20 protein-coding genes are annotated in these 25542 nt (G+C 45.5%); all 20 read right to left on the reverse strand.

Annotated features, from left to right (window positions below):
- Positions 1-13: 13 nt before the first annotated feature.
- The 20 genes from LA337_14605 to gmd all read right to left on the reverse strand — a co-directional run bounded on the left by LA337_14605 (position 14) and on the right by gmd (position 25522).
- Entirely contained in the window at positions 14-2095 is a 2082-nt protein-coding gene (locus LA337_14605) for a glycosyltransferase (protein UBI14415.1), read from the reverse strand.
- Positions 2096-2097: 2 nt separating this feature from the next.
- Positions 2098-3288, reverse strand: a complete 1191-nt coding sequence (locus LA337_14610) for a class I SAM-dependent methyltransferase (protein UBI14416.1) — start codon at positions 3286-3288, stop codon at positions 2098-2100.
- Between the two features lie 44 nt (positions 3289-3332).
- The gene (locus tag LA337_14615; GenBank protein UBI14417.1) at positions 3333-4487 is read right to left on the reverse strand and encodes a glycosyltransferase family 4 protein; all 1155 of its coding nucleotides are present in this window, start codon (positions 4485-4487) and stop codon (positions 3333-3335) included.
- 9 nt (positions 4488-4496) lie between these two features.
- Positions 4497-5576 (reverse strand): glycosyltransferase, encoded by a 1080-nt coding sequence (locus LA337_14620; protein UBI14418.1) that lies wholly within the window; start codon positions 5574-5576, stop codon positions 4497-4499.
- Positions 5577-5593: 17 nt separating this feature from the next.
- The gene (wzt, locus tag LA337_14625) at positions 5594-6346 is read right to left on the reverse strand and encodes an O89/O101/O162 family O-antigen export ABC transporter ATP-binding subunit (GenBank protein UBI14419.1); all 753 of its coding nucleotides are present in this window, start codon (positions 6344-6346) and stop codon (positions 5594-5596) included.
- 6 nt (positions 6347-6352) lie between these two features.
- Entirely contained in the window at positions 6353-7132 is a 780-nt protein-coding gene (gene wzm / locus LA337_14630; protein UBI14420.1) for an O89/O101/O162 family O-antigen export ABC transporter permease subunit, read from the reverse strand.
- The gene (locus LA337_14635) at positions 7129-9345 is read right to left on the reverse strand and encodes a glycosyltransferase (protein ID UBI14421.1); all 2217 of its coding nucleotides are present in this window, start codon (positions 9343-9345) and stop codon (positions 7129-7131) included. Before LA337_14635 ends, wzm begins: the two co-directional genes overlap by 4 nt.
- 33 nt (positions 9346-9378) lie before the next feature.
- A complete protein-coding gene (galE, locus tag LA337_14640) occupies positions 9379-10395 on the reverse strand; it encodes a UDP-glucose 4-epimerase GalE (protein ID UBI14422.1) in 1017 nt (338 codons plus the stop codon).
- Between the two features lie 443 nt (positions 10396-10838).
- A complete protein-coding gene (galF, locus tag LA337_14645; GenBank protein UBI14423.1) occupies positions 10839-11732 on the reverse strand; it encodes a GalU regulator GalF in 894 nt (297 codons plus the stop codon).
- A 165-nt stretch (positions 11733-11897) separates the two neighbouring features.
- Positions 11898-13292 carry a colanic acid biosynthesis protein WcaM gene (wcaM, locus tag LA337_14650; protein ID UBI14424.1) on the reverse strand — a complete coding sequence of 465 codons (1395 nt, stop codon included), beginning with the start codon at positions 13290-13292 and terminating at the stop codon, positions 11898-11900.
- An 11-nt stretch (positions 13293-13303) separates the two neighbouring features.
- Complete coding sequence (gene wcaL, locus LA337_14655) at positions 13304-14524, reverse strand: colanic acid biosynthesis glycosyltransferase WcaL (protein ID UBI14425.1); 1221 nt, start codon at positions 14522-14524, stop codon at positions 13304-13306.
- Positions 14521-15801 (reverse strand): colanic acid biosynthesis pyruvyl transferase WcaK, encoded by a 1281-nt coding sequence (wcaK, locus tag LA337_14660; protein ID UBI14426.1) that lies wholly within the window; start codon positions 15799-15801, stop codon positions 14521-14523. The genes wcaL and wcaK overlap by 4 nt, the downstream gene beginning before the upstream one ends.
- Positions 15802-15864: 63 nt before the next feature.
- Positions 15865-17343 (reverse strand): colanic acid undecaprenyl disphosphate flippase WzxC, encoded by a 1479-nt coding sequence (gene wzxC, locus LA337_14665; protein ID UBI14427.1) that lies wholly within the window; start codon positions 17341-17343, stop codon positions 15865-15867.
- A 1-nt stretch (position 17344) separates the two neighbouring features.
- Entirely contained in the window at positions 17345-18739 is a 1395-nt protein-coding gene (wcaJ, locus tag LA337_14670) for an undecaprenyl-phosphate glucose phosphotransferase (GenBank protein ID UBI14428.1), read from the reverse strand.
- A 54-nt stretch (positions 18740-18793) separates the two neighbouring features.
- On the reverse strand, positions 18794-20164 hold the full coding sequence (gene cpsG / locus LA337_14675) for a colanic acid biosynthesis phosphomannomutase CpsG (protein UBI14429.1): 1371 nt from the start codon (positions 20162-20164) through the stop codon (positions 18794-18796).
- A gap of 127 nt (positions 20165-20291) precedes the next feature.
- The gene (cpsB, locus tag LA337_14680) at positions 20292-21728 is read right to left on the reverse strand and encodes a mannose-1-phosphate guanyltransferase (GenBank protein ID UBI18478.1); all 1437 of its coding nucleotides are present in this window, start codon (positions 21726-21728) and stop codon (positions 20292-20294) included.
- Complete coding sequence (gene wcaI, locus LA337_14685) at positions 21728-22954, reverse strand: colanic acid biosynthesis fucosyltransferase WcaI (GenBank protein ID UBI14430.1); 1227 nt, start codon at positions 22952-22954, stop codon at positions 21728-21730. The genes cpsB and wcaI overlap by 1 nt, the downstream gene beginning before the upstream one ends.
- A complete protein-coding gene (locus tag LA337_14690) occupies positions 22951-23430 on the reverse strand; it encodes a GDP-mannose mannosyl hydrolase (protein ID UBI14431.1) in 480 nt (159 codons plus the stop codon). Before LA337_14690 ends, wcaI begins: the two co-directional genes overlap by 4 nt.
- 2 nt (positions 23431-23432) lie before the next feature.
- Positions 23433-24398 (reverse strand): GDP-L-fucose synthase, encoded by a 966-nt coding sequence (locus LA337_14695; protein ID UBI14432.1) that lies wholly within the window; start codon positions 24396-24398, stop codon positions 23433-23435.
- 2 nt (positions 24399-24400) lie between these two features.
- Complete coding sequence (gmd, locus tag LA337_14700; protein UBI14433.1) at positions 24401-25522, reverse strand: GDP-mannose 4,6-dehydratase; 1122 nt, start codon at positions 25520-25522, stop codon at positions 24401-24403.
- Between the last annotated feature and the right edge of the window lie 20 nt (positions 25523-25542).

Consider the following 25542-nt stretch of genomic DNA (forward strand, 5'->3'; position numbering starts at 1 on the left):
AATGATACCTTGATCACATTTTAGGGTTTATCTTGCTGTGCTTTTTCGATTCTAATACTTTGTCGAAAAAAGTTCGGAAATTCTCAGATTTAACTTCCCAATCCCATTTTTTTATTTGCTGCAAATTTTCTGAAGACAAACATTTTATCACTGTGCTACGCTTATTATAAAAATCCCTAAGTTTATCTATCAAAATATCCTTGCTTCTAACTGGCAAAATCCATTCTTTTTGCATATCACCAAAAGCATCATTAACCACACCAACATCAGTACTTATCACGGGAACGCCACATGCCATAGATTCGAGAACAGGGTTTGGTGTGCCTTCAATTTTTGAAGGACAGACATAGACATCAATTTGACTATAATAGTTTACCATTTCATCATGAGGAATAAATCCGAGCTGACGATCGGCAAGGACTAATTCAATATTTAATCCTTCTGATTGCAATTGTTCAACGGCTGGCTTTAATAAAGAATGATAACCTTTAAAATCCTCTACTTCTCCCGCCCATTTTGAATTACCAGCCCAACCTACGCGCAATGTTCTTGACTCAATATTGTTAAAGCGTTCAAGGCCGATTGGATAAAATAGTTTTAAATTTACACCATCTTCAGCAAGAACTGACGGATTAGGATACTCGGCTATGGATGAGTAGATATCATATAATTTTGATGAACTAACCGTATAAGCAGTTATTAAATCATTATAAAATGTCTTTCTTAATTTTATAGCTTGTTCATCCAGAAATAAATGATCATAAACACTACTCGTTATTATCCTTCCATCTAAGTATTGTTTTTTAAAACTAAGTTCATCAAACCCGATAGTACGGTTATAGTTTATATAATATTCATCGTATATAAGCCTAAGCGATTCACGCCAGAAGAAATGAGTTATATCATAATTTTTGGTCATCATAATAACCTGACTGATATTATCAACAATTTCAGTTGGTATTATTGTAAAATCATATGAATCTGACAGATAATTGACTATTTGATTTGCTATATTTGAAAATGCCCAGTTTTCAGTATCAATAATCAATGCAATTCTTGGTTTTGCTAATGGTAAATCACAAATGATACTTAGTTCATTATCATCTATTTGCGAACGGTTACCTTTATTTTGAGTTATCAGTTCAAAACTGCGTTGCTTCTCTTCCAACCAATCATCAACTGGAGCTGACCAAAAAACCATTCCCCATTTGTTTTCAAGATAATCCGCGGACTCTTTTAATATACTTCTCGTGAAGCGGATTTTCTCATAATCTTTATCTTTATTGGAACTAGGTTTGGGGTGATCATGGATTAAAGATATTGCACCACATGTGCCTACTTTCATTCCTGACTGGTAAAGACGAAGCGATAAGTCAATATCTTCAAACCCAATGAACATATTTTCATCGTACTTCCCTAAATTTTTTAGAGAGTCAATTTTAATAACACTCGCACCGCCAAAGAGAAATGTAGAAAGGAAGCCCTCACCATCATATGTAATTGTTTTTTCCTGGACGCATGCACTTCCTGCACCAACATGTACCGAATCATTATCAATATCGAGGAAAACATTCCCCCCATTTGCGAATAATGTTTCCCCATCAGAGTCCAGCAATGGCATATTGATGAAATGACAGCCAAGTCTTGAAATATCTTTTTGCAATCTCAGGAGTGGGTTGTTTATAAAATAAATATCATTATCAAGAAACATTGCCCATTCTGTTTTTATATGCTCTAAAGTTTTATTTCTTCCGCCACTTACGCCAAAATTATCACCAAGTTCGACGACCCTAATATTTAGTGGAACCCTGTCACTTAAAGTTTGTAAAACTGAAAGTTCTTCTACTGTACTGCCATTATCAACAATCAGGATATCACCTTTAAAATTAGGTATATGCTGATATATAGAATTAACAAGTTTTTCAGTAAGAAAAACTCTGCTCATCGATAAACATGTTATTGTTAGGTTGGAACCATCACTACCGATATTCGGACCAAACGAGCTTCCAGCATTAGAATCGAGCAAAGCATGAAGGTCTGAATACACATATTCAGTTGATTTTAATCCTGGTAATAATTTTAAACGTGCAGACATTTTTATTTCCTGATCAAACGCACAATTTTAAGTATCATTTTTTTCAAAACATCCGGAAGAAGAGCGGAGAGCCTTAAGTATCGATAGTATGGAATTTCCATCTGTGATACTCTTTCCATCAATGTTGAATTTTTAGTTTCTAAATCCTCACTCAACGATATTAAATCTGCGTTTTTTAATTCTAAATTATTTTTTGTATTGGTTACTTCATCATGCATCACGATTTGTCTGGCAAGCTGTTGTTGCAATTCGGAAATATTCGTACGCAGCGCAATGTTTTCAATTTTTAATGCAGATAATAAAAGGTTTGATTTTCTCAGGTCCATTGTTAACTTTTTCATATCTTGTTTTAATATTGATATGGCTTTTTTATTTTCTGCCTGATCCTCACGAAGTACCAGACTTACATTCGACTCGAACTCTTCTGTCATGCGCGAATAAGCATCCATACTTATTGGAAATGTACTGTTACTAAAGTTTGTTTCAGGTGCATTCCATAAGCCCACAAAAAAACTGCAATTATTTTCACTAACTGCATCAATATCTGTGTTTAGAACATTAATTGAATTTTCTGAATTGCTTATTTCCATCCATGAAGAACCTATCTTTTCAAAACCTCGATTGTTTGCTGAGACTGTGCCAAATCCAAAAACAGAACCACCATATGCCCATTGAACATTCTTACCCAAAATCCCTGAACTAAGTTCTGTGAACTCCTGAAAAGTATATTTTCGTACATGGAAGGGATTGGATTGTTCATCATTTGGATAATACCAATAATCATTAGGGCAAGTTATATAGAAAATCGCATTTTCTTTAGCAGTTTTTTTGATAGCACTAAGAAAAACTTCAGGGGTATTGATGTGTTCTATTGTCTCTATTGAAACAACGATATCAAAAAAGTCTTCGCCATAACGCTCTGAGATGGTGTTTGCATCACTTACAATAAACTCAACATTATATTCCCCAAAAAGTTTCTTTGCGTGCTCAATTGACTCTTCAGAGATATCAACCCCCACAACTCGTTTAGCACCAGCTTTCATTAATAGTGCTGAGCCATATCCTTCGCCGCAGGCAATGTCGAGGACTACTTTATCTTTAACAAGATGTAAGATATTAGCATATCTGGCGCAATGAATAGCTGATTCTTGTAAAGAGTGAGCAGGTTTTTCACTCAAATTTAATCTTTCCATAATATTCCTACTAAATTGTGTTTTTATAAAGTTTTTTATATGATTTAACAGTCATTAGATTTTGTATTTTCATAATCTACGCGCAGTATTTTCATAAGCTTTGAATTAACTATATATGAGTCAAATTGTTGTAAAGCTATTTGGTGACTTGCATTCCCCATTTGGGTAATTAGTTCAGGTTGATGTAAAAAACAAAGCATTTTTTCCGCTAAAGCATGAGAAGAACGTGGCTTAATCAAGAATCCATTAACACCATCAACCACGGTATCTCGGCAGCCTGGCACATCGCTGGTTATGACGGCGCGTCCCATTGCCATCGCCTCCTGTGTACTCCTCGGAAACCCTTCACGCCAGGAAGGCAATACAAATACACTCGCTTTAGCAAGCCACTCCTGCACGTTATCAACGTGGCCAGGTAACTCAATGATGTTATTACACTTCAAATCATTAAGCCGCTCTATAGTTAAGCTCCCCGGATTATGGAGATCCAGATGACCCAGCATGCAAAAATGAGTTTCAGGAAATTTCTTTTTGACTACTTTTGCAGCCTCAATAAATTCATAAACTCCCTTTTCTTGTAAAAATCTAGCGACAAAAATGAAAGACACTGGATCAACAGGGGGTGGGCAGTAGGGATAATCAGACATATTTAATCCAATACCCCCTAATATATGAACCTTTTTGACTTGAATTTTTTCATTAACTAAAAGGTCTCGCTTATCATCCGCATTAAGCAAGATGAGACTTTCAATATGTCTGAAGCTTAATTTGTAAAGCGATACTAATATTTTTTTCAGTAATTTAGTCCGTAATGAAACCTGCCCTCCAGAATTGGTAAAGAAAAAACCAAGCCCTTCAAGCATCGCATAACGCTTTTGTATTCTTGCAAATTTTGCTGCTAAAGTAGCAAAAATGGCTGGCTTTGAAAAATATGAAAATGCCAGGTCCAACTTAAGTGATTTTAGAATCTTATATAATTTATAGGTATTGATAATATCAGAAAATGGATTTAGCCCTGTTCGACTGAAATGGTAATGTACTGGTATAGCACCAAATGATTTAACTTTTTCTTTTGTTACATCATCATAGTCAATTGCAAACGCATACACAACATGGCCATTTTTATGTAATAAATTAATCAGTTCTTTTCTGAATTGGATTAGACTTTCTGCTGTAGTACCGATTAATGCTATTTTCATAGGTGAGTTCTAGATTCTGTTTTTCTGTATGCGCAGGTAGATATCTTCCCATTGAGATACGATTTTTTTAGCAGAAAATTTCTCAATGACTCTTTCCCGAGCACGATAGCCACTTCCTCTACGCTGTTCAACATCTAATGATTCAATTTGTTGCATCGCAGCGGTTAAGTGATGTACATCATTAACCGAAATTGTTATGCCAAAATCCTGTCCATTTCCAATAATTTCTGCCGGCCCACCACAGTTTGTTGCGACAACTGGCAATCCGCATGCCATAGCTTCGGCAACGACGAGTGCAAATCCTTCATAGTCTGAGGCCAGCACAAAAGCATCGGAATCATGATAATAATCAACAACATTATCTTTTTTCCCCAAGAGAGTAACTCGTTCGCTTAGAGAATTGTGATCGATAAATGTTTGTAATGAGAGTCGTTCCTCGCCTTCTCCAATTATGATGAGTTCACTATGTGGCAACTTCATCATCGCTTGCAAAATCAGCAGTTGATTTTTTACTTTTACAAGCCGCCCAACGGTTATCCAGCGAAATCGTTTCCTGCTCTGTCTATCAATGATACGAAAATGATCAATATTGATACAATTATAAACAGTAAGTGTTTTCTCTGATGGAAATACTTTGTCGTTAATAAACCGCTGCCGTGCCGCATCGCTTACGACTGTATTCAAGTCACTGAATTTATTAGTTAAACGATAAAGCCAGTCTCTGGTACTGCCACCTTCACGAACGCTGTGCGCAGTACAAATAATAGATGTACTATCCGCCAAAAATACTCTCACAAGACGTACCAGGATATTGGCATGAAACATATGCGAATGCACAATATCTGGAGAATTCTGTCTCATCAACCTGGCTAATTTAAATGCTGCAAATGGTAAAGCTAATTTGGACTTCATCCCCAATGAAACAACTGGGATGTTATTTCTAATTAGCCTATCGATCAAATCAACTGGTGGTGTAAGCGAAATTAACCGAACAGAATGCCCACACCTTTTAAGCTCGAGAAGCAGTTCAACTACCTGCATTTCCGCGCCTCCGACATTCATGCCTGTAATGACATAATCAATTTTCACTCATACCACCTGTTTTTTTAAATCACACTATCCATATATTTATTTAGTACTTCTTCCGGATCTCCAATCATCTTTGGTTTACCGCCCTCTAGCCACAGGACTTTATTACAAGTTTTCAGAATGACATTATTGTCATGCGAAGACAACACAACTACCTTTGCCCTCTCCTGTAATTCCTCGAATCTTTTCTTTGCTTTATTTAAGAAGGAAGCATCGCCAGTACCAATAATTTCGTCGAGTAGAAGTACATCTGGATCAACTGAAGTTGATACTGCAAATGCTAATCTCACGCGCATGCCGGTAGAGTAGACACGAATTGGTAGATTCAGATAATCACCTAGTTCAGTGAAACAAGCGATCTCTTCTATTTTGGATTCGATTTCTGCATTCGTCATACCTAGTAATAAACCACGTAGCTTTATATTTTGGTATCCTGTGGAATCATCATCCATCCCTAGAGCGATGTCCAACAGAGGAACTATCTTACCCTTTCGTTTAATTGTGCCGGATGTTGGTTCATAAATACCAGCCAAGAGTTTCAGTAGCGTAGATTTTCCCGCACCATTGTTTCCAATAAGTCCGAGTTTATCACCTTCTTTCAGACTAAACGTCAAACCGTCCAATGATTTAACCGTAACTGTGCTGCTTTCTTTTTTTGAAGAAATTACACCACGGGTTAAATTTGCCACCTGCGATTTAAACGATCTACTTTTAGCGTCGTAAATGGGAAATTCAACACCCACATCTTTCAAGTCAATCAAATGAGACATAATAATTTACACCCAATATGCAATGCGGTTTCTACATTTTGCAAATGTAATTAGGGAGATAACTGTTCCTACGCATGCAAGGATAATGGAATTATAATAGCAGTATAGCTCTGGCATTTTGCCCACTAAAGGCGAACGAATAATCTCAATAAACCAGGCAAATGGATTTAACTTCAGCAGTAAGCTATATTTAGCCAGCATTGTTCCAGAAAATAATATCGGAGTTATGTAAAAGACAACCTGCATAAAGCTCATGACCATTTGCGGAAAATCTCTAAAACGTACAGAAATCACCGCGAACAAAGTCGCAATCCAGATCAAGTTAACAACTACGATCATAAAACCAAGTATAAAAAGAGGAAAATTCCTTAACGAAAAAACGTTGAATATAATCAATACACCAATAACTATTACTATATTATGGCAAAGCATCATAAAATTTCGCCATAACATTTGCATAATATATATGAATTTTTTAGTTGGTAATTGACTTATAAAAGAGCTAGACGATATGAAAGTAACACATCCTTCATTTATAACGCCACTAATAAAGTTCCAGAAAACCAAACCAACTGCTAGCATCGGGAGATATTCTTTAACTTCTAGTTTAAATAGCTCTCCATAAATCACCCCTAAGGCAATAATAAGGACCGCCATACTTAATGTAATCCAAAACGGTCCAACAATGGATCTTTTATATCTCTGTCTTAATTCCAACCAACCTAATGTAGTCCAAAGATGCCAAGATTTTATTGACGAATATATATCTGTTAGTGATTCTTTCATTGCTTCAGCTCTTTATACATCTTTTCTTTAATTAATTCTAACCGGGAGTTGTATTCCAAAACAAATGCGTTAAGCAAAACTTTAATTTCCCCGTAATTATCACGAACTAATTGTAACCGATTCCTGATTGCAGTTGGATTATCAACCTCTTTTTCAACCAAATACAATTCTAACTCAGGAAAACCTTTATATATGTTTCCGGCTGGCCCCACAACGCATGGCGTTCCGACACTTGCAGATTCCAACGCTATCATTGGCGAACATTCCGTATTCGTTACATAGCACACAACATGTAAACGAGATAGCAGTTCGATAAACCGCTTATTATTTAAATTCTCTGATAAGGCCGTAAGTTTAATATTTGAAGTAACCCACTTCATATTATTTTCAAGATGCAGGTTTGTAACTAGCTCACATCCTTTTAATGAACCAATTGCTAGTAACTGAGGAAATGGATTTTTATACCAACTGAACATTGCAGCGAACAAACCTACGCGGAAATTGGCAGAATCAGGTGCAGCTAATTTTTTAGAAAACGAAGTGCCTGATACAACATAATTCGATACTGAGAATGCACGAATACCGTAAGCATTGAGTGTTTCATCTAGCTCAGGCTTAAACGAGATGACCCCATCAACAATTCGCTCTCGGTAAAGTTCATACCATCCATCAAACGTTGAATATTGCGAGGAGTCAACCCACTGAGCAGGTGAACCATGCCATGCAAAAAATATTTTTATTTTCGGACTTAATGCCTTAATTTTTTTGGCAAGTTCCATTTGTAATTGTGTTCCACCGCTCATGATCACACTTTTTAGTGTTTTAGATACAGCAAGTTTTTCTGCCAACCTGTTTAGATAGACATGAGTAGAAACCTGTGGGAACTCATATGAATAATATGGATATTGGATACTATCATCTTTAAAGAAACTAGCAGTTGATGTGGCAACACCAGACCAATATGCAGAGTAAAATGCTAATACTTCTTTATCTGCTATTGCATTACTATAAAACTCATCCAACAAATCATAATCAACTTGATTTGTGGTTGTTCCTGCAACCTTATAATATATTTTTCGTAGCAGGTTGTATTGTTTTAGCGTATTCATCAAATTCAAACGAAGAGCTAGTCTGCTTAGATTATAAATAGCTTTTGATATCAATCGTTCTTTAAATGATGGAGCCTTCTGCTCGCGAAGGAATATATTCTTAAATTCATTTTGCGATTTTGAACACATATCTTTGAAGAACAATGCCCATTTGTCAGCTATAAGGCCACCATCTACAAATTGCTGGCGATATGCTAAATAATTCATTCTTTGTAATTCTTCAAGACCACGTTGATCGTCAAGAAGACCTTTCAATGAATCATAAAATGCCTCTGCATCTCGAGACACAATATACTGTAGCTGCTTTTCAGGTAATACTTCATTGGCTATGCCAACATCTGTCGACACAACAGCACAACTGTTTGCCATTGCTTCAAGAAGTGGCAATGGTGTACCTTCACATTCCGAACTAATCAGTAGAATATCTGCATCAGAAAGTGTTTTAAGAATTACCTCACGATCGGTCTTACCCTTAGAACTGTCAAACTCAATATAATCAAATGTATATCCAGATTTTTTTAATTTATCTAGAGCCGGCAATACTATTGTATTCAGGCCTTTATAATCCTGGTAACCGAGGTATTCCCCCCATTTACTATTGCCAATCCATACGAGTTTTTTTCTGTCACGATTATCATAACTTTTTACCTCGCTCATTGGAATTTCTGGATTATCATAGATAACACTATGAGGAGGCGGAAAATCAGACAGTTCAGAATATAGCTCTTTCAATTTTCCGGATGTAACAAAATACCCATCCACAAAATTCATAAGAGGAATTCTTCTCTCATAGTTTGCAATATCATCATAAGTAAAAAGATGATCAGGAATATGCGTTGTAACAATATTGCTGATCAAAATTTCTTTATATTGGGGATTCCGCTGAGTGAAGTTCATCACTTCCATGAGATAATCACGCCAAAAGAAGTGTAAAATACTCTTTTCTTTTACGTTTTTATCCAGGTATATAACAAAGTCTGCCACAGTTTTAAAATCATCGGTGCAAACTATTTTTACATTAAAACCGCTTAATTCTGTTGCTATATTTTGGGCTATTCTACCGAATGCCCAATCCAACTTATCGACTATGAAAAATAAATTCATTGATACGCCATTATAATATTAAATAGATTGGTACTAGCTTCCATAGCCATTAGGGTTTTGTTTTTGCCAATTCCAGGTATGGACCATCATATCTTCAATATTGTACCTGGATTTCCAGCCTAAAATCCTTTCTGCTTTAGATACATCAGCCCAAGAAGATCCTATATCGCCCTCACGTCTGGCGACAATTTCATAATTAACTTTCTGGTTACTTGCTTTTTCAAAGGCATCAATTACTTGTAAAACTGAGACACCAGTGCCGGTACCAAGATTAAAAATGTCATATCCTTGCAATTTATCGATATACCTTAAAGCACTAACATGGCCTGCTGCAAGATCTACTACATGGATAAAGTCGCGTACTCCTGTTCCATCAATAGTTTCATAATCGCCACCATAAACGGACAGTTTTTCCAATTTGCCAATAGCAACTTGAGAAATATAAGGAACAAGATTGTTTGGAATGCCGTTCGGATCTTCCCCAATAAGGCCACTAGGATGTGCACCTGTAGGATTAAAATAACGCAGAGCAATAATTTTTAATTTATCATCAGATTTCGCATAGTCTGATAAAATCTGCTCCAGCATGACTTTAGTAGTTCCATAGGGGCATGAAGCATTTCCAATAGGATATTCCTCCAGGTTGGGAACTGGAGAATGATTACCATAAACAGTCGCAGACGAACTAAAAATGAATTTGTAAACATTTGCTTGCTTCATAACTTCAAGCAGAGTGAGGGTTCCACTGACATTATTAATGTAATATTCCAGTGGTTTCTTTACTGATTCACCAACAGATTTTAATCCTGCAAAATGAATCACTGCATCAATATCGTAGTTTTTAAAAACTTCTTCAAGCTTTTGTTTATCGTTGATATCAGCTTTAATGAATGGAATATTTTTCGAAACCAAAGACCCAACGCGATGAAGTGACTCTTGGGATGAATTACTCAGGTTATCAAGCACAACCACATCATACCCGCCCTCAATTAATTGTAAAACGGTATGTGAACCAATATAACCAGCGCCACCTGTCACAAGTATAGTCATGAAGTCTCCGAAATTGTATTAATCTTTTATGCTAATTACGTGTTCAATTATTTGATCTTATATATTTTGTAAATTAGCCTTTAACATAACGTTATCTTATTTTAACACCGAAATGTTAATTTGTTCAGACACGCTACCGCCCCTGGCTCAACAGCTACCAGTCTACTGTACACTCCAATTTTTGCGGGGCTCAACCTGTCAATTATCGATTACATTTTGACACATTTAGCCCCAGAACATTCCAAATATTGTCGTATTAATCTCACTAAGAAACAAGGAAAAATCGATTTTTGCTACAAGAAAAGGTAGAACATTGATTTTTTTACTGCTTGATTTTTATCATAAAAAAGGCAGTAGAGTCATGCTGTCTACCGATAGCATCAAGAGACTTCCCCTGCCATTTAATATGAAGTATTACCAATATAAATAATCTGTTGTCTTGATTATTCCCCGAGCAACTTCTCAATGCTCTTACGGAACTTTGGCCCTTCCTTCAGGTTACGCAGTCCGTACTTAACGAATGCCTGCATATAACCCATTTTTTTACCGCAGTCGTAGCTATCGCCTGTCATCAGCATGGCATCAACAGACTGTTTTTTAGCCAGCTCTGCAATGGCATCAGTCAGTTGAATACGTCCCCATGCGCCAGGTTGGGTATGCTCTAATTCGGCCCAAATATCAGCAGACAGCACATAACGCCCTACTGCCATCAGATCGGAATCCAGCGTCTGCGGTTGATCCGGCTTTTCAATAAATTCAACGATCCGGCTCACTTTGCCTTCGTTATCCAAAGGCTCTTTGGTCTGAATAACCGAGTATTCTGACAGATCGCCTTCCATACGTTTTGCCAGCACCTGACTACGCCCGGTTTCATTAAAACGAGCAACCATGGCAGCCAGGTTGTAGCGCAGAGGATCTGCACTCGCGGTATCCAGAACGACGTCCGGTAATACGACGACAAACGGGTTATCCCCAACAATTGGGCGAGCGCAAAGAATGGAATGACCTAAGCCCAGCAACTGAGCCTGACGAACGTTCATAATAGTCACGCCAGGGGGACAAATAGACTGCACCTCGGCTAAAAGCTGGCGCTTAACACGCTGCTCAAGCAACGATTCGAGTTCGTAAGAGGTGTCGAAGTGGTTCTCAACCGCGTTCTTAGACGCATGAGTTACCAGAACGATTTCTTTGATACCTGCAGCTACAATTTCGTCGACAATGTATTGAATCATCGGCTTGTCTACGATCGGCAGCATCTCTTTAGGGATTGCCTTCGTGGCAGGCAACATGTGCATCCCCAGACCTGCTACCGGAATAACTGCTTTCAAATTAATCATTAAGTCATTCACCTATTCAATTGTTGCTGAATTATAGCTTTTTAGCTTGTTTTAGCCAGTATGAATTACATTACTCCGATGCAGCGTATGTTACGCCGCTTAACTGCGGAATGCAGTAATCTTAATCCCAGGGAGGTGCAACTTTAGCCAGGAATGGTCGCAAAGTTACCCCCCCTTCCCTGGCAGTCGAAAATTCACCGCTTCAACATTCACCACCTGATGGTTTATGCGGTCAATGTCAACTGAACTTTGTCCCGTTTCGTTTACCGCATGGACATTTTCCAGTGAGAGTAATGTGTCCTGTTTAGCCATAAACTTGCCGCGTACATCCTTACGGAGATCGAAGTGCATCTTAAGCGCGGGTCCTGTTACAGATTGCTGCATCACCCTGATGTTACGCAAGAAAAGATGCTGTGGTTGGTTGTGCAACTCAAGCGTGGCGCGCTTCATCTCCACGTTGGTAATGGCCACGAATGATGTTGCATTACCCGATGAGATCTGAATGCCGCGTAATTTGTATTCAAGTTTGGTGTTATCGAGATGGATATTATTCAACTTAAAGTTTTGTGGAATGGATAAATATCGCCCTTTGATCACACCATAACCAATGAGCATACCCGCGCTATTTTCCATATTGATATTATCAATGACGAAATTATCACATCCATAAATAGCGACCGTCGCATTATCGATGCCCGCTTTCTTACTGTAATTCGGGGTGATATTTCGCGCGGTAATATTACGAATGATAAAATGCTTGCCGTTCTCCACATGGACTAACTGTCGACAGTCGGTACCAGTGATGTTCGCCACGACAAAGTTTTTTATCGCCAGCTCATCGGGATAGGTATTGTCATAGGTACTGCCCGCCAGCCCGATGCCTATGCCCCAGTTCACATTGCCGTTGGTACAGTTGATACGTTCGATGACGTGGTCAGAAATGAGGATGTTGCTGTCGTTAATCGCCACATTCCACTCAATGGCATCGCCCTGAAGATCGCTAAAACGGCAGTGGGTAATCTTCACACCATCCATACGGTTATGAAAACCCTGTCGCAGGATCCCGTAGTTAGCGCGTGTGACGGTAATATCATCGATAGTCAGATTGCGCATCAGCCTTGAGGTTTTTCCGCCGATATAGATTTGCGTCACCGGGCCGAAACCACTCATGGTAATCCCTTTTATCACACAGTCCGATCCCCGTACATCCAGGGTAACATTCCTCAGGTTCCCGCCCTGCTCGCCCAACACCTTACATCCATCCTGCAGAACAAAGCGGCCACGGCCATTACCGCTTACTCGACCTTGCACGGATAGTGTTTTGCCAGGGGGAATAACGATAGCGGTATTAAGATCCTTACATTCCAGTCCTTTTGGCACGACTACAGTTTGTCCTTCTTTGAACGCCTGCCGGAAAGAAGCGACCCAATCCTTTGGGTTGTAATCCTGAATGTTGACGCTGACCGGTGATTCAAGCGCCCGCACAACGGGAAAATGCAGCACGGCAAGCGCAGAGCCTGCCGTCAGAAAAGTACGGCGTGAGAGTTTGTTCTCTGACATACAACCTCGATTTACATCGTTTGTAGCAGACTGGCTAACTGTTTATTGATCGCTAATTGATTAAATTCTTTTTCAATTTTTTCGCGCGCGCACTGCACAATCGGTTGCACCTGCTCACTATCGAGTAGGCTAAATGCCGCTAATCTCTCTGCCAGAGCCTGCGCGTCATTTTCCGGTGCCAGCCAGCCAGATTTACCCGACTCGACAAGCTCCGGGATCCCACTGTGGACGGTAGAAATGACCGGGATCCCCACTGCCATCGCCTCCATCAGCGCCACTGGGATACCCTCCATATCGCCATCCCTTCCGGTGATCGACGGCAGCAAAAATACATCCGCCTGCTCAAGCATCTCCTTTACCTGATGACTGGGTTTAAAGCCGGGCATCTCAATCACATCATCAAGCTGAAATTGCTCGATAAGCGTACGCAAACGACGCTCCCAGGGACCAATGCCAAGAATGCGGTAGCGAAATAAGACGCCCTGCTCTTTCAACTGCCGACAGGCTTCGATGGCGACATGCAGTCCTTTTTTCTCGGTTAACCGGGCGACAGAGATAATCTCCAGCGGTGCGGCTGGGGCTTTCAGTTGACGAGGCGTAAAACGTGTCATGTCGATACCCATACGGGAAACCGCGATTTTTTGCGGCGGGCACCCCATGTTTTTTAAACGTCCAGCCCAGAGATTACTGATGGGTAACATCAAATCTCCACGTTGAAACAGCTGCTGATATTCAGGGGTATAGTGAGCAAGCACATCCCGATGCGAAACATCAACGCCGTGAAATACCGTGGCGATTTTTCCGCGGATCACCCCAAGCTCACGCAGTTTGGCGGCCGTTACGCCTGCAGGTCCAAAATGAGCGATAAAGACATCCGCCTCAAACGCCCGTGGATTCCCACCACAAATGGCCGCTAAAATCAGATTGCGCGCCTCATCGCCATAGCGTGCCACATTAAGCGCTTTCCAGGTGGCTGCGCGGGTAATCCCGTGCAGCGTCGCCGCCGCTCTATACTTCAGCTTCGCCAGCTTGCTCTGTGGTTCATTCAGTAACCAGCGCGTTTTTTCACCCAGACGGTAGGTATTAAATGAAGCATGGGTATTTTCAAGATCGCCCTTCTGCAACGCGACAATCTCCACGTCGTAGCCCATATCGATAAATGCGGTAATCTGATTGAGGATAAAGGTCTCAGAGGAGAGCGGAAATTTAAGCAGGAAAAAGCCAATCTTCATTTTTCCCCCTCAATACGCGATAAAACCGACTGCACCATGCTCACCCCGCGTTCGCGCTCACGCGTAACCGCGTCGCCGAGACGTATGCGCAGCTCAGGTAGCTGTCCGAGAGCATCGGCGACCTTCCCTTCCAGACTACCATCGAGCAGATGGCGAATATCGACGGCCATCTCTGGTAACCCCAACTGTTGCATAATCCCTGCCGATTTATGCTCGTAGTTAATGGCGATGGCTGGCGTCATAAAATTCATTGAGATGATGGCAGAGTGCAAGCGAGTCCCCACCGTCAGATCGCAGGCAGCCAAAATTTTCCCCATTTCCAGATCGTTGAGTTCATCCATCACCACGTGATACCGGGCCGGGTCGTTAACATACTGGCGCAGGTTTAACGCCACCATGCGATCATCTTTGTTGTAACTATCAATACCGGTGCAGGTTGACAGTGCAATCACCTGGTAACCTTCATCGAGGATGCGATTCACCACTCCGGCAAAGGCTTGCTCATAGGCCTGCTGCGTTGTCCCCAGGCGTTTATCAAAAGGAGCCAACTCACGCAACGTTATGGCAACCGTCTTCTGTTTAGCCGCCATTTTTAACCAATGCTGGACGGCATAACCGGGTTCATAATCCTCATGATGGTTATCTACCAGCCAGGCGGTATCCACCCCGGTTTCGACTTTATCCGTGTTTATTGCACTGCGCTTCATCAGTTCCAGACTGACGGACTCACGCAAAATCAGCGCATTACAGTGTCCAAATACGTAATTAGCCAGTTGGTTAAACTGCTCATCCTGGAATGGCCCCACGCTGTGGCCAATCATGTACAGCGGTTTTTTTGCCATAAACGAACACAGGGCATGTTCAAACTGCGGTACGCCATACAGATCAACAAAAAACGATCCGCCGACCTGGATAATGGCGTCGTAGCGCGACAGCAGACGAACAAAATCGGTAAATCCCTGGGCGATAGCGATATTGCGCAGATTACCGGAATCAGTGACGCGCGAGAGCAGTACCTGGTGCTGATAGCGACGACGCAGCACTTTCTTCACGCGCCCCATGACGCCCGCTGCGTTATTGTGCTGCTTCATCTGCGAATACAGCGGATCGCCCATCACCGGGCGGTTCAGCAACCATGAGGAGCTCACCGGGTAACGGCTCATCACATCCACTTCAGTCTCGGGACGCAAGGCGGTAATGGCATCCAGCAAACCGCGCAGAATCGCGCTATCCCCACGGTTCCCACAGGTATGGTTGCCTAAAATTAGTAATTTCATTCTGACCTCTTCTAATCATTGCCGGAGGGCGGCTGTCGCCCTCCGGCATGCAACAAGCACAATTCATCCTGCACGAAGCAAGGTTTTCATTTTTTCACTGCGACAAAGCTGGCGTTTTATTTCCACCACCAGCGGATGGCGCGACAGCACAATCATCACCGCAAATACCAGCGCACCTGCCACAATCTGCATCCCCAGCAACGCGCCTAATGGCAGGTGGCTGCGCAGCGTTAAGCCCAGCGCATAGCTCACCACAAGGGTGGGTAAAGAGAGATACAACGGCAACCATAGACTGAGCATGTACTGGCGGTAGCTGGGGCCAAGAACAGGCTTGATCATCACGAAATAGCTGAGGATCGTGTTAATCACCTGAACCAGCAAAAAGCCCAGCGTCACGCCAATCGCCCCGGCAAGATGACCACCGATAAAAATGGCTGGAATAAACAGAAAGGTTTTGAACACATTAAACTTGAAACTGATATCAACCCGCGCTTTCGCCATCAAAAGCGATCCTATTGGATTCCCCACCGAGCGCAGCAGACCCACGATGCACAGCAGTTGCAAGACGGGAATAATGCCGTTCCACTTCTCGCCAAACACCAAAGGCACTACGTTGTTCGACACCACCATTAATCCCAGCAGCGCCGGGAAGTTGATAATCCCGACCACCGATAGCAGTTTGTAAAAATTCACCTTTAGCTTTTCACTGTCGTCCTGGATTTTGGCGAAAGCCGGAAACAGGACGCGGGTAATAATCGGGTTCAGTTTGATCGGGGGGACAACCGCCACGTTCCAGGCCAGATTGAATCCCCCCGCCACACCAGCTCCCAACGTTCTGGCTAAAACCAGCGTGGAAAGATTGGTATTGATGTAATTGATGATGCTATCTGCCGTCAGCCATGCGCCAAAACGCAGATTCGACGAAACGGATGCCAGCGAAAAATGCAGCCCCGGGCGGTAAATCCGACGGCCAAAATAGCCGAACAGCAGCGTACGTAGCGTACTGTTTACCAGATACCCAAGAATGGCGGTCAGCGCGAGCGGCCAGAAATGGGCGCTGACCACGGTAAAGATAAAACCAGCCAGCACCGAACTGGTTTCGATCATGCCGATTTTGTTAAAGGCCAGCTCTTTTTGCATCAACGCACGAAACTGCTGCCCGTGCGGTATCACTACAAACGCCAGCGATAAGGTTTTGATGAGCGGCGCAAGTTCGGGGTTATTGAGCACACGGGCAATCGTCTCGCTCAACAGAAACATCGCCACGCATACCGCGATACCCAGCCCAACGTTGAGCCAGTACAGCGTGGTCAGTTCAAGATAGCCAATTTCTTTACGCTGAATAATTGAGTTGGCGATACCAAAGTCAGACAACGTATCGGCCAGCGCAATGATCACCAGCGACACGGTTAACAACCCGAACTGGTGGTTATCAATAATCCGCGCCAGGACGGTCATCTGAATAAGTCCGAGTCCAATAATGATCACCGTGGCAATCGCCGACCACTTAGCGCCGTTAAGCGTTTTTTCTCGTAAGCTCATGTTAGTACGCCGCTTTGTTAACAAAGCCTTTGAATACTGTCAGAAAAACAATTTTGATATCGAACCACACGCTCCACTCGCGAATGTATTCGAGGTCAAACTCCACACGTTTTTCCATTTTTTCCAGCGTATCGGTTTCACCACGCCAGCCGTTGATTTGCGCCCAGCCGGTAATCCCCGGTTTCACCTTATGGCGTAACATGTACCCCTCAATCAACTGGCGGTACTGCTCGTTATGCGCCACCGCATGCGGACGTGGCCCGACGATAGACATTCCCCCGGTCAGCACGTTAATAAACTGCGGCAGTTCATCGAGCGACGTCCGGCGCAGGAAATTTCCCACAGGAGTTACGCGCGGATCGTTTTGCGTCGCCTGCGTCACCACCGCGTCGTTTTCCATCACTTTCATTGAGCGAAACTTCCAGACTTTGATTGGTTTTCCGTCCATGCCATAGCGAGTCTGGCGGAAAATCACCGGTCCTTTGGAGGTCAGTTTTACCAGCAGCGCTATGCCACACAGCACCGGGGAAATAAGCAGCAGGATCAGTGAAGCCAGCACGATATCTTCCGCACGCTTTAACAGGCGATTAATCCCCGAGAGCGGCGTGTCATACAGCGGCACCACCGGAACGCCGTTCATCTCTTCAATCCGTGAATGCAGGATATTGAAGGTAAAGACATCGGGAATGAGGAGTACCGAACAGGTGGTGTCGGCCAGATCGCGCACCAGTTTTTTTACGCTGGCGCCATCGCTCATCGACATGGCGATATAAACGTTATGAATACGCGAGGATTTGGCGTCATCCACCAGTTGCTGCAGATTACCGGCCCAGTCGCGAGAGTTTTTTCCAGGGATGGGGTCGTGATAGACACCCGCTACTTCAAATCCCAGCCACGGTTCATGGCGAAAACTGTCCAGCAACAGTTGTCCGGCAGGCATGTCGCCAGCCACCGCCACCCGGCGAGTGTTGTAACCACGATTACGCAGCCACCCCGCGCCGTAGCGAATAAACGAACGACTCAACACCAGGCCAACGCTAGATAACAGATACCACGCCAACCAGACGGCGAGACGGTTATCGAAATCGTTATTAAAGGCGATCAGACCTGCGCAAAAAATCAGACTCAACGTCCAGTTTTGCAACAACAGCACCAGCTCAGTTGAAATTTTGACGCCACGCCAGGAGCGATAAAAATCTGTTATGCCCCCGAGCATCTGAAAAACAACCAGTGTGATCAGCGCCACCAGCAGGTGCATATACAGGAAAGGCAAACCGCTTAATTCGCAGACTACCCACAATCCGCCAAACATGATGGTGATATCTGAAAAGCGTTGCACCATCGAAATTAACGACGCATTGGTTTTGGCGCGTTCGCGCTTTTTTAGATGTGTCATCGTGGTTCCTGTTAGTCACCCTTTGCCCGTAATCGGGCAAAGGAAGCACCGGCATTACTGATTCAGTAACGCCAGAAGAGTGCGCGTTCGCGCTTCCATCAACGGAATATCTCCGCGCGATTCCACGTTCAGACGCACCACCGGTTCAGTATTGGAAGAGCGTAAATTGAAGCGCCAGTCGACAAACGACATGCTGATACCGTCCGTTCTGTCCACCGTCAACGCCTCACGGGAAAAATGCTGCTCCACGCGCGCAATCGCTGCCGCCGGCTCTGCCAGCGTACTGTTTATTTCTCCACTCGCCGGATAGGCCACCATCCGGTCGCGGACCAGTTCGCCCAGCGACTGTCCTTTCAGACACAGCAACTCCGCCACCAGCAGCCACGGGATCATGCCGCTGTCGCAGTAAGCAAAGTCGCGGAAATAGTGATGCGCACTCATTTCACCGCCATAAATGGCATCTTCATGACGCATGCGCTCTTTGATAAACGCGTGCCCGGTTTTTGACATCACTGGTTTACCGCCTGCCGCCGTCACCACATCCACGGTATTCCAGGACAGGCGCGGGTCGTGGATAATTTTCGCCCCCGGGTTCTTCTCCAGAAACGCTTCCGCCAGCAGGCCGACAATGTAGTAGCCCTCAATAAACTGACCTTTTTCATCGAACAGGAAGCAACGATCAAAATCCCCATCGAAGGCAATCCCCATATCTGCGCCGTGTTTAATCACCGCATTGCGCGTGTCAGCCCGACATTCCGGCAGCAGAGGATTGGGAATACCGTTGGGGAAGTTGCCATCCGGCGTATTGTGGATTTTGATAAATTCGACCGGTGCGCCCAGCGCCTTAAAACGGGCTTCAATGGCGTCAATCACCGGACCTGCCGTGCCGTTGCCGGAATTGAGCACCAGCTTCATCGGTTTCAGGTTGCCGGGATTGATGTACCCTAACAGGTGGTCGATGTAGGCATCGCGGGTAGTAATACGCTGGTAGCGGCCACGTTTTGCCTCATCGACCGGCGGGAAGTCGTTGACTTCCGCCAGGCGCTGCACGTCGCGCAGACCGGTATCACCGCTGATGGGGCGCGCCCCTTCCCGCACCAGCTTCATGCCGTTGTAATTCAGTGGATTATGGCTGGCGGTCACTTCAATACCGCCGTCAATGCCCAGATGAAAGGTGGCGAAGTAAATCTCTTCGGTGCCCGACATACCAATATCCAGCACATCCACCCCCGCATCCTGCAGCCCTTTTGCCAGCGCCAGCTTTAGCGTCTCGCTGGTCAGGCGCACGTCGCCACCCAGAACAATCGTTTTTGGCTTCAGGAACTCGCCGTAAGCGCGGCCAATACGCCACGCAATCTCTTCATTTAGTTCTTCGCCCAGCCTGCCGCGAATGTCATAGGCTTTGAAACAGGTTAATTTCGTCATGATTTACCCTTCTTCAGGCAACAGTTAGCCCTCTCCTGACTGGAGATATTTTTCAAAAAATGACTAACCGTTCGTTTGTAGGCCGGATAAGGCGTACACGCCGCCATCCGGCAACGAGGATGTTGTGTTAAGCGCGCCCGTATCTGTCCGCAAACCGCACGACATCATCCTCATCGAGATAAGATCCGGAGCGCACCTCAATCAGATCGAGTGGGATTTTCCCAGGGTTCTCCAGACAATGGGTCGCGCCCAGCGGAATATAGACAGACTCGTTTTCAGCGAGCAGCTTGATATCATCATTAATCGTCACCTTCGCGGTACCAGCCACCACAACCCAGTGTTCAGCCCGGTGATGATGCATCTGCATGGACAATCCCTCACCGGGTTTGACGGTAATTCGCTTCACCTGATAACGGTCTCCGGCATCAATAGAATCGTACTTGCCCCATGGGCGATAAACTTCACGGTGAATATGGTGCTCATGACGTCCGTCAGCTTTAATTTGCTCTACCACTTTTTTAACGTCCTGCACCGCGTTGCGATCGGCTATCAGCACTGCGTCTTTGGTCTGCACCACCACCAGATCTTTCACCCCGACGGTCGTCACCAGGCCAGATTCGGCATACACATAGCTGTTCTCCGTTTTATGGCTAATGACGTCGCCGTGATGCACATTACCTTCAGCGGTATGGGCGCTGATTTCCCACAATGATGACCAGGAGCCAACATCGCTCCAGCCTGCGTTCATTGGCATCACCACCGCATCGGCCGTACGTTCCATAACCGCATAGTCCACAGACTCTTCCGGGCAGGCGAGAAACGCCTGTTCATCAACGCGGATAAAATCGAGATCGGGGTCAACCGTACTCATGGCGTTTTCGCAGGCCTCAAGAATATCGGGACGATATTTTTTCAGTTCTTCCAGATAACGCCCGGCGCGGAATAAAAACATGCCGCTGTTCCAGTAGTAGTCGCCGCTCGCCACGTAAGCCTGCGCGGTTTCCAGATTGGGCTTTTCAACAAACTGCGCCACTTCAAAAGCCACGGCGTCGGTATTCGTCGGTGAAACCTCACCACGACGGATATAGCCGTAGCCGGTCTCCGGCTGGTCTGGCACGATACCAAACGTCACCAGCTTACCCGCACTGGCATAGGGCATCGCATTACGAACCGCCTCGCGAAATGCCTCTTCGTCAGCAATCATGTGATCGGCTGCCAGTACCAGCAGCAGCGGATCTTCACCCGGACTTTGACGTTTTGCCGCCAGCGCGGCCAGCGCTATCGCCGGAGCCGTGTTACGCCCGGCAGGTTCGAGAATAATGTTCTCAGTCAGCTTGTGCAGTTGCCGTAGCTGTTCCGCTACAATGAAACGGTGTTGTTCATTACAGATAACCACCGGGCTTTCGCACTCCACGCCGTTCAGACGGCAGATCGTTGTCTGCAGCATGGTGAGATCGCCTTTCAGACACAGGAACTGCTTTGGATACAGCACGCGGGACAATGGCCATAAACGGCTACCCGAGCCACCGGCCATCACTACCGGAAAGAGTTTGCTTTGACTCATCATGTACCCCGAATATCAGCAATAAATTGACTCAGCACGTTTTCTTTATCCAGCGTGCGTTCGGCATAATCACGTGCCATCGTGTTCACTTTTGGCATCATCAGCGCCCGTTGAATACCGCAGGCCAACGCGTTAACCGACTCCGGCTCCACACACACCGCAATGCCAGGATAAGTGTCACAAAGCTGACCCAACTCGGTTTCAGGCTCGGCGGTAATGACCGCGTTACCGCCAACGGCGAGGATATTGGTCAGTTTGGAGGGCAGTACGGCATCCGCCGCACCGCGCTTTTGTACCACCAGATGACAATCCGCCATCTTGAGCAATGCCGGCAGCGCGTCATAAGATTGCAGTGGAAAGAACATCACATTGTTCAGACCGCGTTCGCTGACCATACTCTCCAGCCGCGCTTTACCACCGCCCTGCCCGACAATCACAAATAGCCAGGGCTGTTCGCTCAACAGGACAGCCGCGTCAACCACGCTCTCCAGCCCCTGCTTTTCACCGATATTGCCCGAGTAAAGAACGATCTTTTGGGAGACAGGCAAGCCCAGTTGCTGACGCAACGCCAGGGCATCGGTATCGTTCACGTCGCGAAAACGTGTCACTTCCGACCAGTTTGGAAAGAAAATAACTTTGTGCGGCGCAACGCCTTTTTCCATGGCTTTGTGCATCATGGTCCGGGAGATGGTCGAAATATGGTCCATATTCAACAGTCCACTGCGCTCAAAGGCGCTGGCCAGTTTTGCCACCATACCGCGCTTGCCTGTGCCCGCCATCCCAAGTCCCAACATGGCATCGACTTCGTAATCCTGAACGTGCAACAACGTGCGCGCGCCACAAAGTTTTGCCAGCAGACGCATGCCCGGCGTACAAAACAGCGTCGGCACCACGCCGATAATGCGGTCCGGCTTCCAGCGACGTTGCGCCAGCAGCGGGAAAAAACTGCTCAGGGCAAAACTGCCCAAATGCAGCAGCCGTTTGAGCGTAGAGGGTTGCTCAGGCACATACAGCGGACAACGCCAGACAATGGCGTCACCCTCTTCACGACGGTAACGCCAGGATGAATAGCGACCGTTGACCTTCCACTGCGGATAATAAGGCGGCGCGGTGATCACCCGAACGTCATGCCCCTGTTGCGCCATCCACTGCACCATTTCACCGGTGTATTTGCCGATACCGGTCAACTCCGGTGAATAGTTGATGCCATACACGAGGATCTTCATAGACCGGGTACTCCGGTCTGGGCCGTTTCACAGAAGTAAGCCCGGCTGTTGTCGTGCACGTGGTCACTGGCCAGAATCTGTGCAGCTGCCAGCCAGCGGTACGCATCATGTTGAACGTCAGGCAGGTGCAGGTCGTTTTCCGACACCCGTAGACGAAATCCCAGCACGATGTAATGCGTTGAGAAATCCTCCCCGGAAAAGTTGTCGTCATAGAAATGCTGCCAGACACCGTAAAACTCCGCAGCGGACAGCGGTAAACGTAACCCCAGCTCAGCTTCAGTAAGCCGCTCAAAGGCCACGCGCAGCGATTCATCTTTTTGCACCCGACCGCCGGGCACGAACCAGTACCCCTGCGCCGGACGATTGAGACGTTTACCGAGCAGAAATTCGCCGTCGGCGTTTTCCACGATTAAATCGATGGAAATCAGCGGGGTTGAACGGACAACGGTGGCAAAATCCTCATGACGTAAAAACATACTTACCCCCGGTAGTGCTGCTGGTTTTCAAGGAACCACTGATATGTACTGGCAAGCCCCGCTTCCAGGGATATCTCGTGATACCAACCCAACTGATGCAACCGCGTGACGTCGAGCAATTTGCGCGGCGTGCCGTCCGGTTTGCTGGCGTCGAACACCACTCGCCCCTTGTAACCCACGACCTGCGCGATGGTCTGGGCCAGTTCACGGATGGTGCAATCAACGCCAGTACCCACGTTGATATGCGACAGCATTGGTTGGGTATATTCCTGCCAGACTTCCTGAGCCAGCTCCATCACATGAATACTGGCCGCCGCCATGTCGTCGACATGCAGAAATTCGCGCATCGGCGTACCGCTACCCCACACCACCACATCCGACGTATTTTGCTCGCGAGCTTCATGAAAGCGGCGCAGCAGCGCCGGGATCACATGCGAATTACTCGGATGGAAGTTGTCATGCGGTCCGTACAGATTGGTCGGCATCACTGAGCGATAATCCCGGCCATACTGCCGGTTATATGATTCGCACAGCTTGATACCGGCAATTTTGGCAATCGCATACGGCTCATTGGTCGGCTCAAGTTGCCCCTGCAACAATTCACTCTCAGCGATTGGCTGGGTGGCTTGCTTTGGATAAATACAGGATGACCCGAGGAACAACAGTTTATTCACGTTATGCAAATGCGCAGCATGAATAATGTTGCTCTCAATTATCATGTTTTCATAAATAAAATCAGCAGGATAAGTATTATTCGCCACAATCCCGCCCACTTTTGCCGCCGCCAGATAAACCTGGTCAATGCGTTCAGTGGCAAAGAACGCCTGCACTGCGCTGGCGTCCAGCAGGTTAAGTTGCTCGCGGGTACGCAGCACCAGCTCTATATTATTTCGCTGAGACAGTTGTCTGACGATGGCGGCCCCCACCATACCGCGATGGCCCGCCACAAAAATACGTTGTGTCTTCATCCTCAGTACTCCAGCGCGATAGCGACCTCGTAACCGTGCGACTTCAGCAGGGAATGTTTCTTCGCCGCATCAAGATCGTTGGCAACCATTTCCGAGATCATCTGGCGCAGCGTAATTTCCGGCTTCCAGCCCAGTTTTTCATGTGCTTTAGCCGGATCGCCCAGCAGCGTTTCCACTTCAGCCGGACGGAAATAACGCGGGTCGACGGCAATCATGACATCTCCAGGTTTTACCCCTGGCGCATCGTGTCCGGTTACGGAAACCACAATGCCTTTTTCATTCACGCCCTCGCCTTCAAAGCGCAATTTAATTCCCAACTGAGCGGCCGCCATTTCCACAAACTGGCGCACGGAATACTGCACGCCGGTGGCAATCACGAAATCTTCCGGTTTATCCTGCTGCAGCATCATCCACTGCATCCTGACGTAATCTTTGGCATGGCCCCAGTCGCGCAGTGAATCCATGTTGCCCAGATACAGGCAAGACTCGAGCCCCTGAGCGATGTTGGCGATCGCTCGGGTAATTTTGCGAGTAACAAAGGTTTCGCCGCGGCGCGGAGATTCGTGGTTAAACAGAATGCCGTTACAGGCATACATACCGTAAGATTCACGGTAGTTGACGGTTATCCAATACGCATACAGCTTAGCAACGGCATACGGCGAGCGCGGGTAGAACGGCGTAGTCTCTTTCTGCGGAATTTCCTGTACCAGGCCGTACAGTTCAGAGGTGGAAGCCTGATAAAAACGCGTTTTCTTTTCCAGGCCGAGGAAACGGATAGCTTCCAGCAAACGTAAGGTGCCGATCGCATCGACATCGGCGGTATATTCCGGTGAATCAAACGACACTGCGACATGACTCATGGCGCCCAGGTTATAGACCTCATCCGGCTGGACCTCTTGTAGAATACGGGTCAGGTTGGAGGAGTCCGTCAAATCGCCATAGTGCAGATGAAATTTGGGATTACCCGAATGCGGATCCTGGTAAATGTGGTCCACACGTTCGGTGTTAAATGATGAAGCGCGGCGCTTAATGCCGTGTACTTCATACCCTTTTTCCAGCAGAAATTCTGCCAGGTAAGAACCATCCTGCCCGGTTACGCCAGTAATGAGAGCGACTTTTGACATGTTATTACCTCTTAAATGAT

The organism is Citrobacter europaeus (assembly GCA_020099315.1).
Classification (GTDB): Bacteria; Pseudomonadota; Gammaproteobacteria; order Enterobacterales; family Enterobacteriaceae; genus Citrobacter; species Citrobacter europaeus.

Bases quoted from the DNA above. Each gene is read 5' to 3' on its own strand.
- LA337_14605 (UBI14415.1), bottom strand. From the start codon at position 2,095: ATGTCTGCACGTTTAAAATTATTACCAGGATTAAAATCAACTGAATAT.
- LA337_14610 (UBI14416.1), bottom strand. From the start codon at position 3,288: ATGGAAAGATTAAATTTGAGTGAAAAACCTGCTCACTCTTTACAAGAA.
- LA337_14615 (UBI14417.1), bottom strand. From the start codon at position 4,487: ATGAAAATAGCATTAATCGGTACTACAGCAGAAAGTCTAATCCAATTC.
- wzt (UBI14419.1), bottom strand. From the start codon at position 6,346: ATGTCTCATTTGATTGACTTGAAAGATGTGGGTGTTGAATTTCCCATT.
- wzm (UBI14420.1), bottom strand. From the start codon at position 7,132: ATGAAAGAATCACTAACAGATATATATTCGTCAATAAAATCTTGGCAT.
- LA337_14635 (UBI14421.1), bottom strand. From the start codon at position 9,345: ATGAATTTATTTTTCATAGTCGATAAGTTGGATTGGGCATTCGGTAGA.
- galE (UBI14422.1), bottom strand. From the start codon at position 10,395: ATGACTATACTTGTGACAGGTGGCGCTGGTTATATTGGTTCACATACC.
- galF (UBI14423.1), bottom strand. From the start codon at position 11,732: ATGATTAATTTGAAAGCAGTTATTCCGGTAGCAGGTCTGGGGATGCAC.
- wcaM (UBI14424.1), bottom strand. From the start codon at position 13,292: ATGTCAGAGAACAAACTCTCACGCCGTACTTTTCTGACGGCAGGCTCT.
- wcaL (UBI14425.1), bottom strand. From the start codon at position 14,524: ATGAAGATTGGCTTTTTCCTGCTTAAATTTCCGCTCTCCTCTGAGACC.
- wcaK (UBI14426.1), bottom strand. From the start codon at position 15,801: ATGAAATTACTAATTTTAGGCAACCATACCTGTGGGAACCGTGGGGAT.
- wzxC (UBI14427.1), bottom strand. From the start codon at position 17,343: ATGAGCTTACGAGAAAAAACGCTTAACGGCGCTAAGTGGTCGGCGATT.
- wcaJ (UBI14428.1), bottom strand. From the start codon at position 18,739: ATGACACATCTAAAAAAGCGCGAACGCGCCAAAACCAATGCGTCGTTA.
- cpsG (UBI14429.1), bottom strand. From the start codon at position 20,164: ATGACGAAATTAACCTGTTTCAAAGCCTATGACATTCGCGGCAGGCTG.
- cpsB (UBI18478.1), bottom strand. From the start codon at position 21,728: ATGAGTCAAAGCAAACTCTTTCCGGTAGTGATGGCCGGTGGCTCGGGT.
- wcaI (UBI14430.1), bottom strand. From the start codon at position 22,954: ATGAAGATCCTCGTGTATGGCATCAACTATTCACCGGAGTTGACCGGT.
- LA337_14690 (UBI14431.1), bottom strand. From the start codon at position 23,430: ATGTTTTTACGTCATGAGGATTTTGCCACCGTTGTCCGTTCAACCCCG.
- LA337_14695 (UBI14432.1), bottom strand. From the start codon at position 24,398: ATGAAGACACAACGTATTTTTGTGGCGGGCCATCGCGGTATGGTGGGG.
- gmd (UBI14433.1), bottom strand. From the start codon at position 25,522: ATGTCAAAAGTCGCTCTCATTACTGGCGTAACCGGGCAGGATGGTTCT.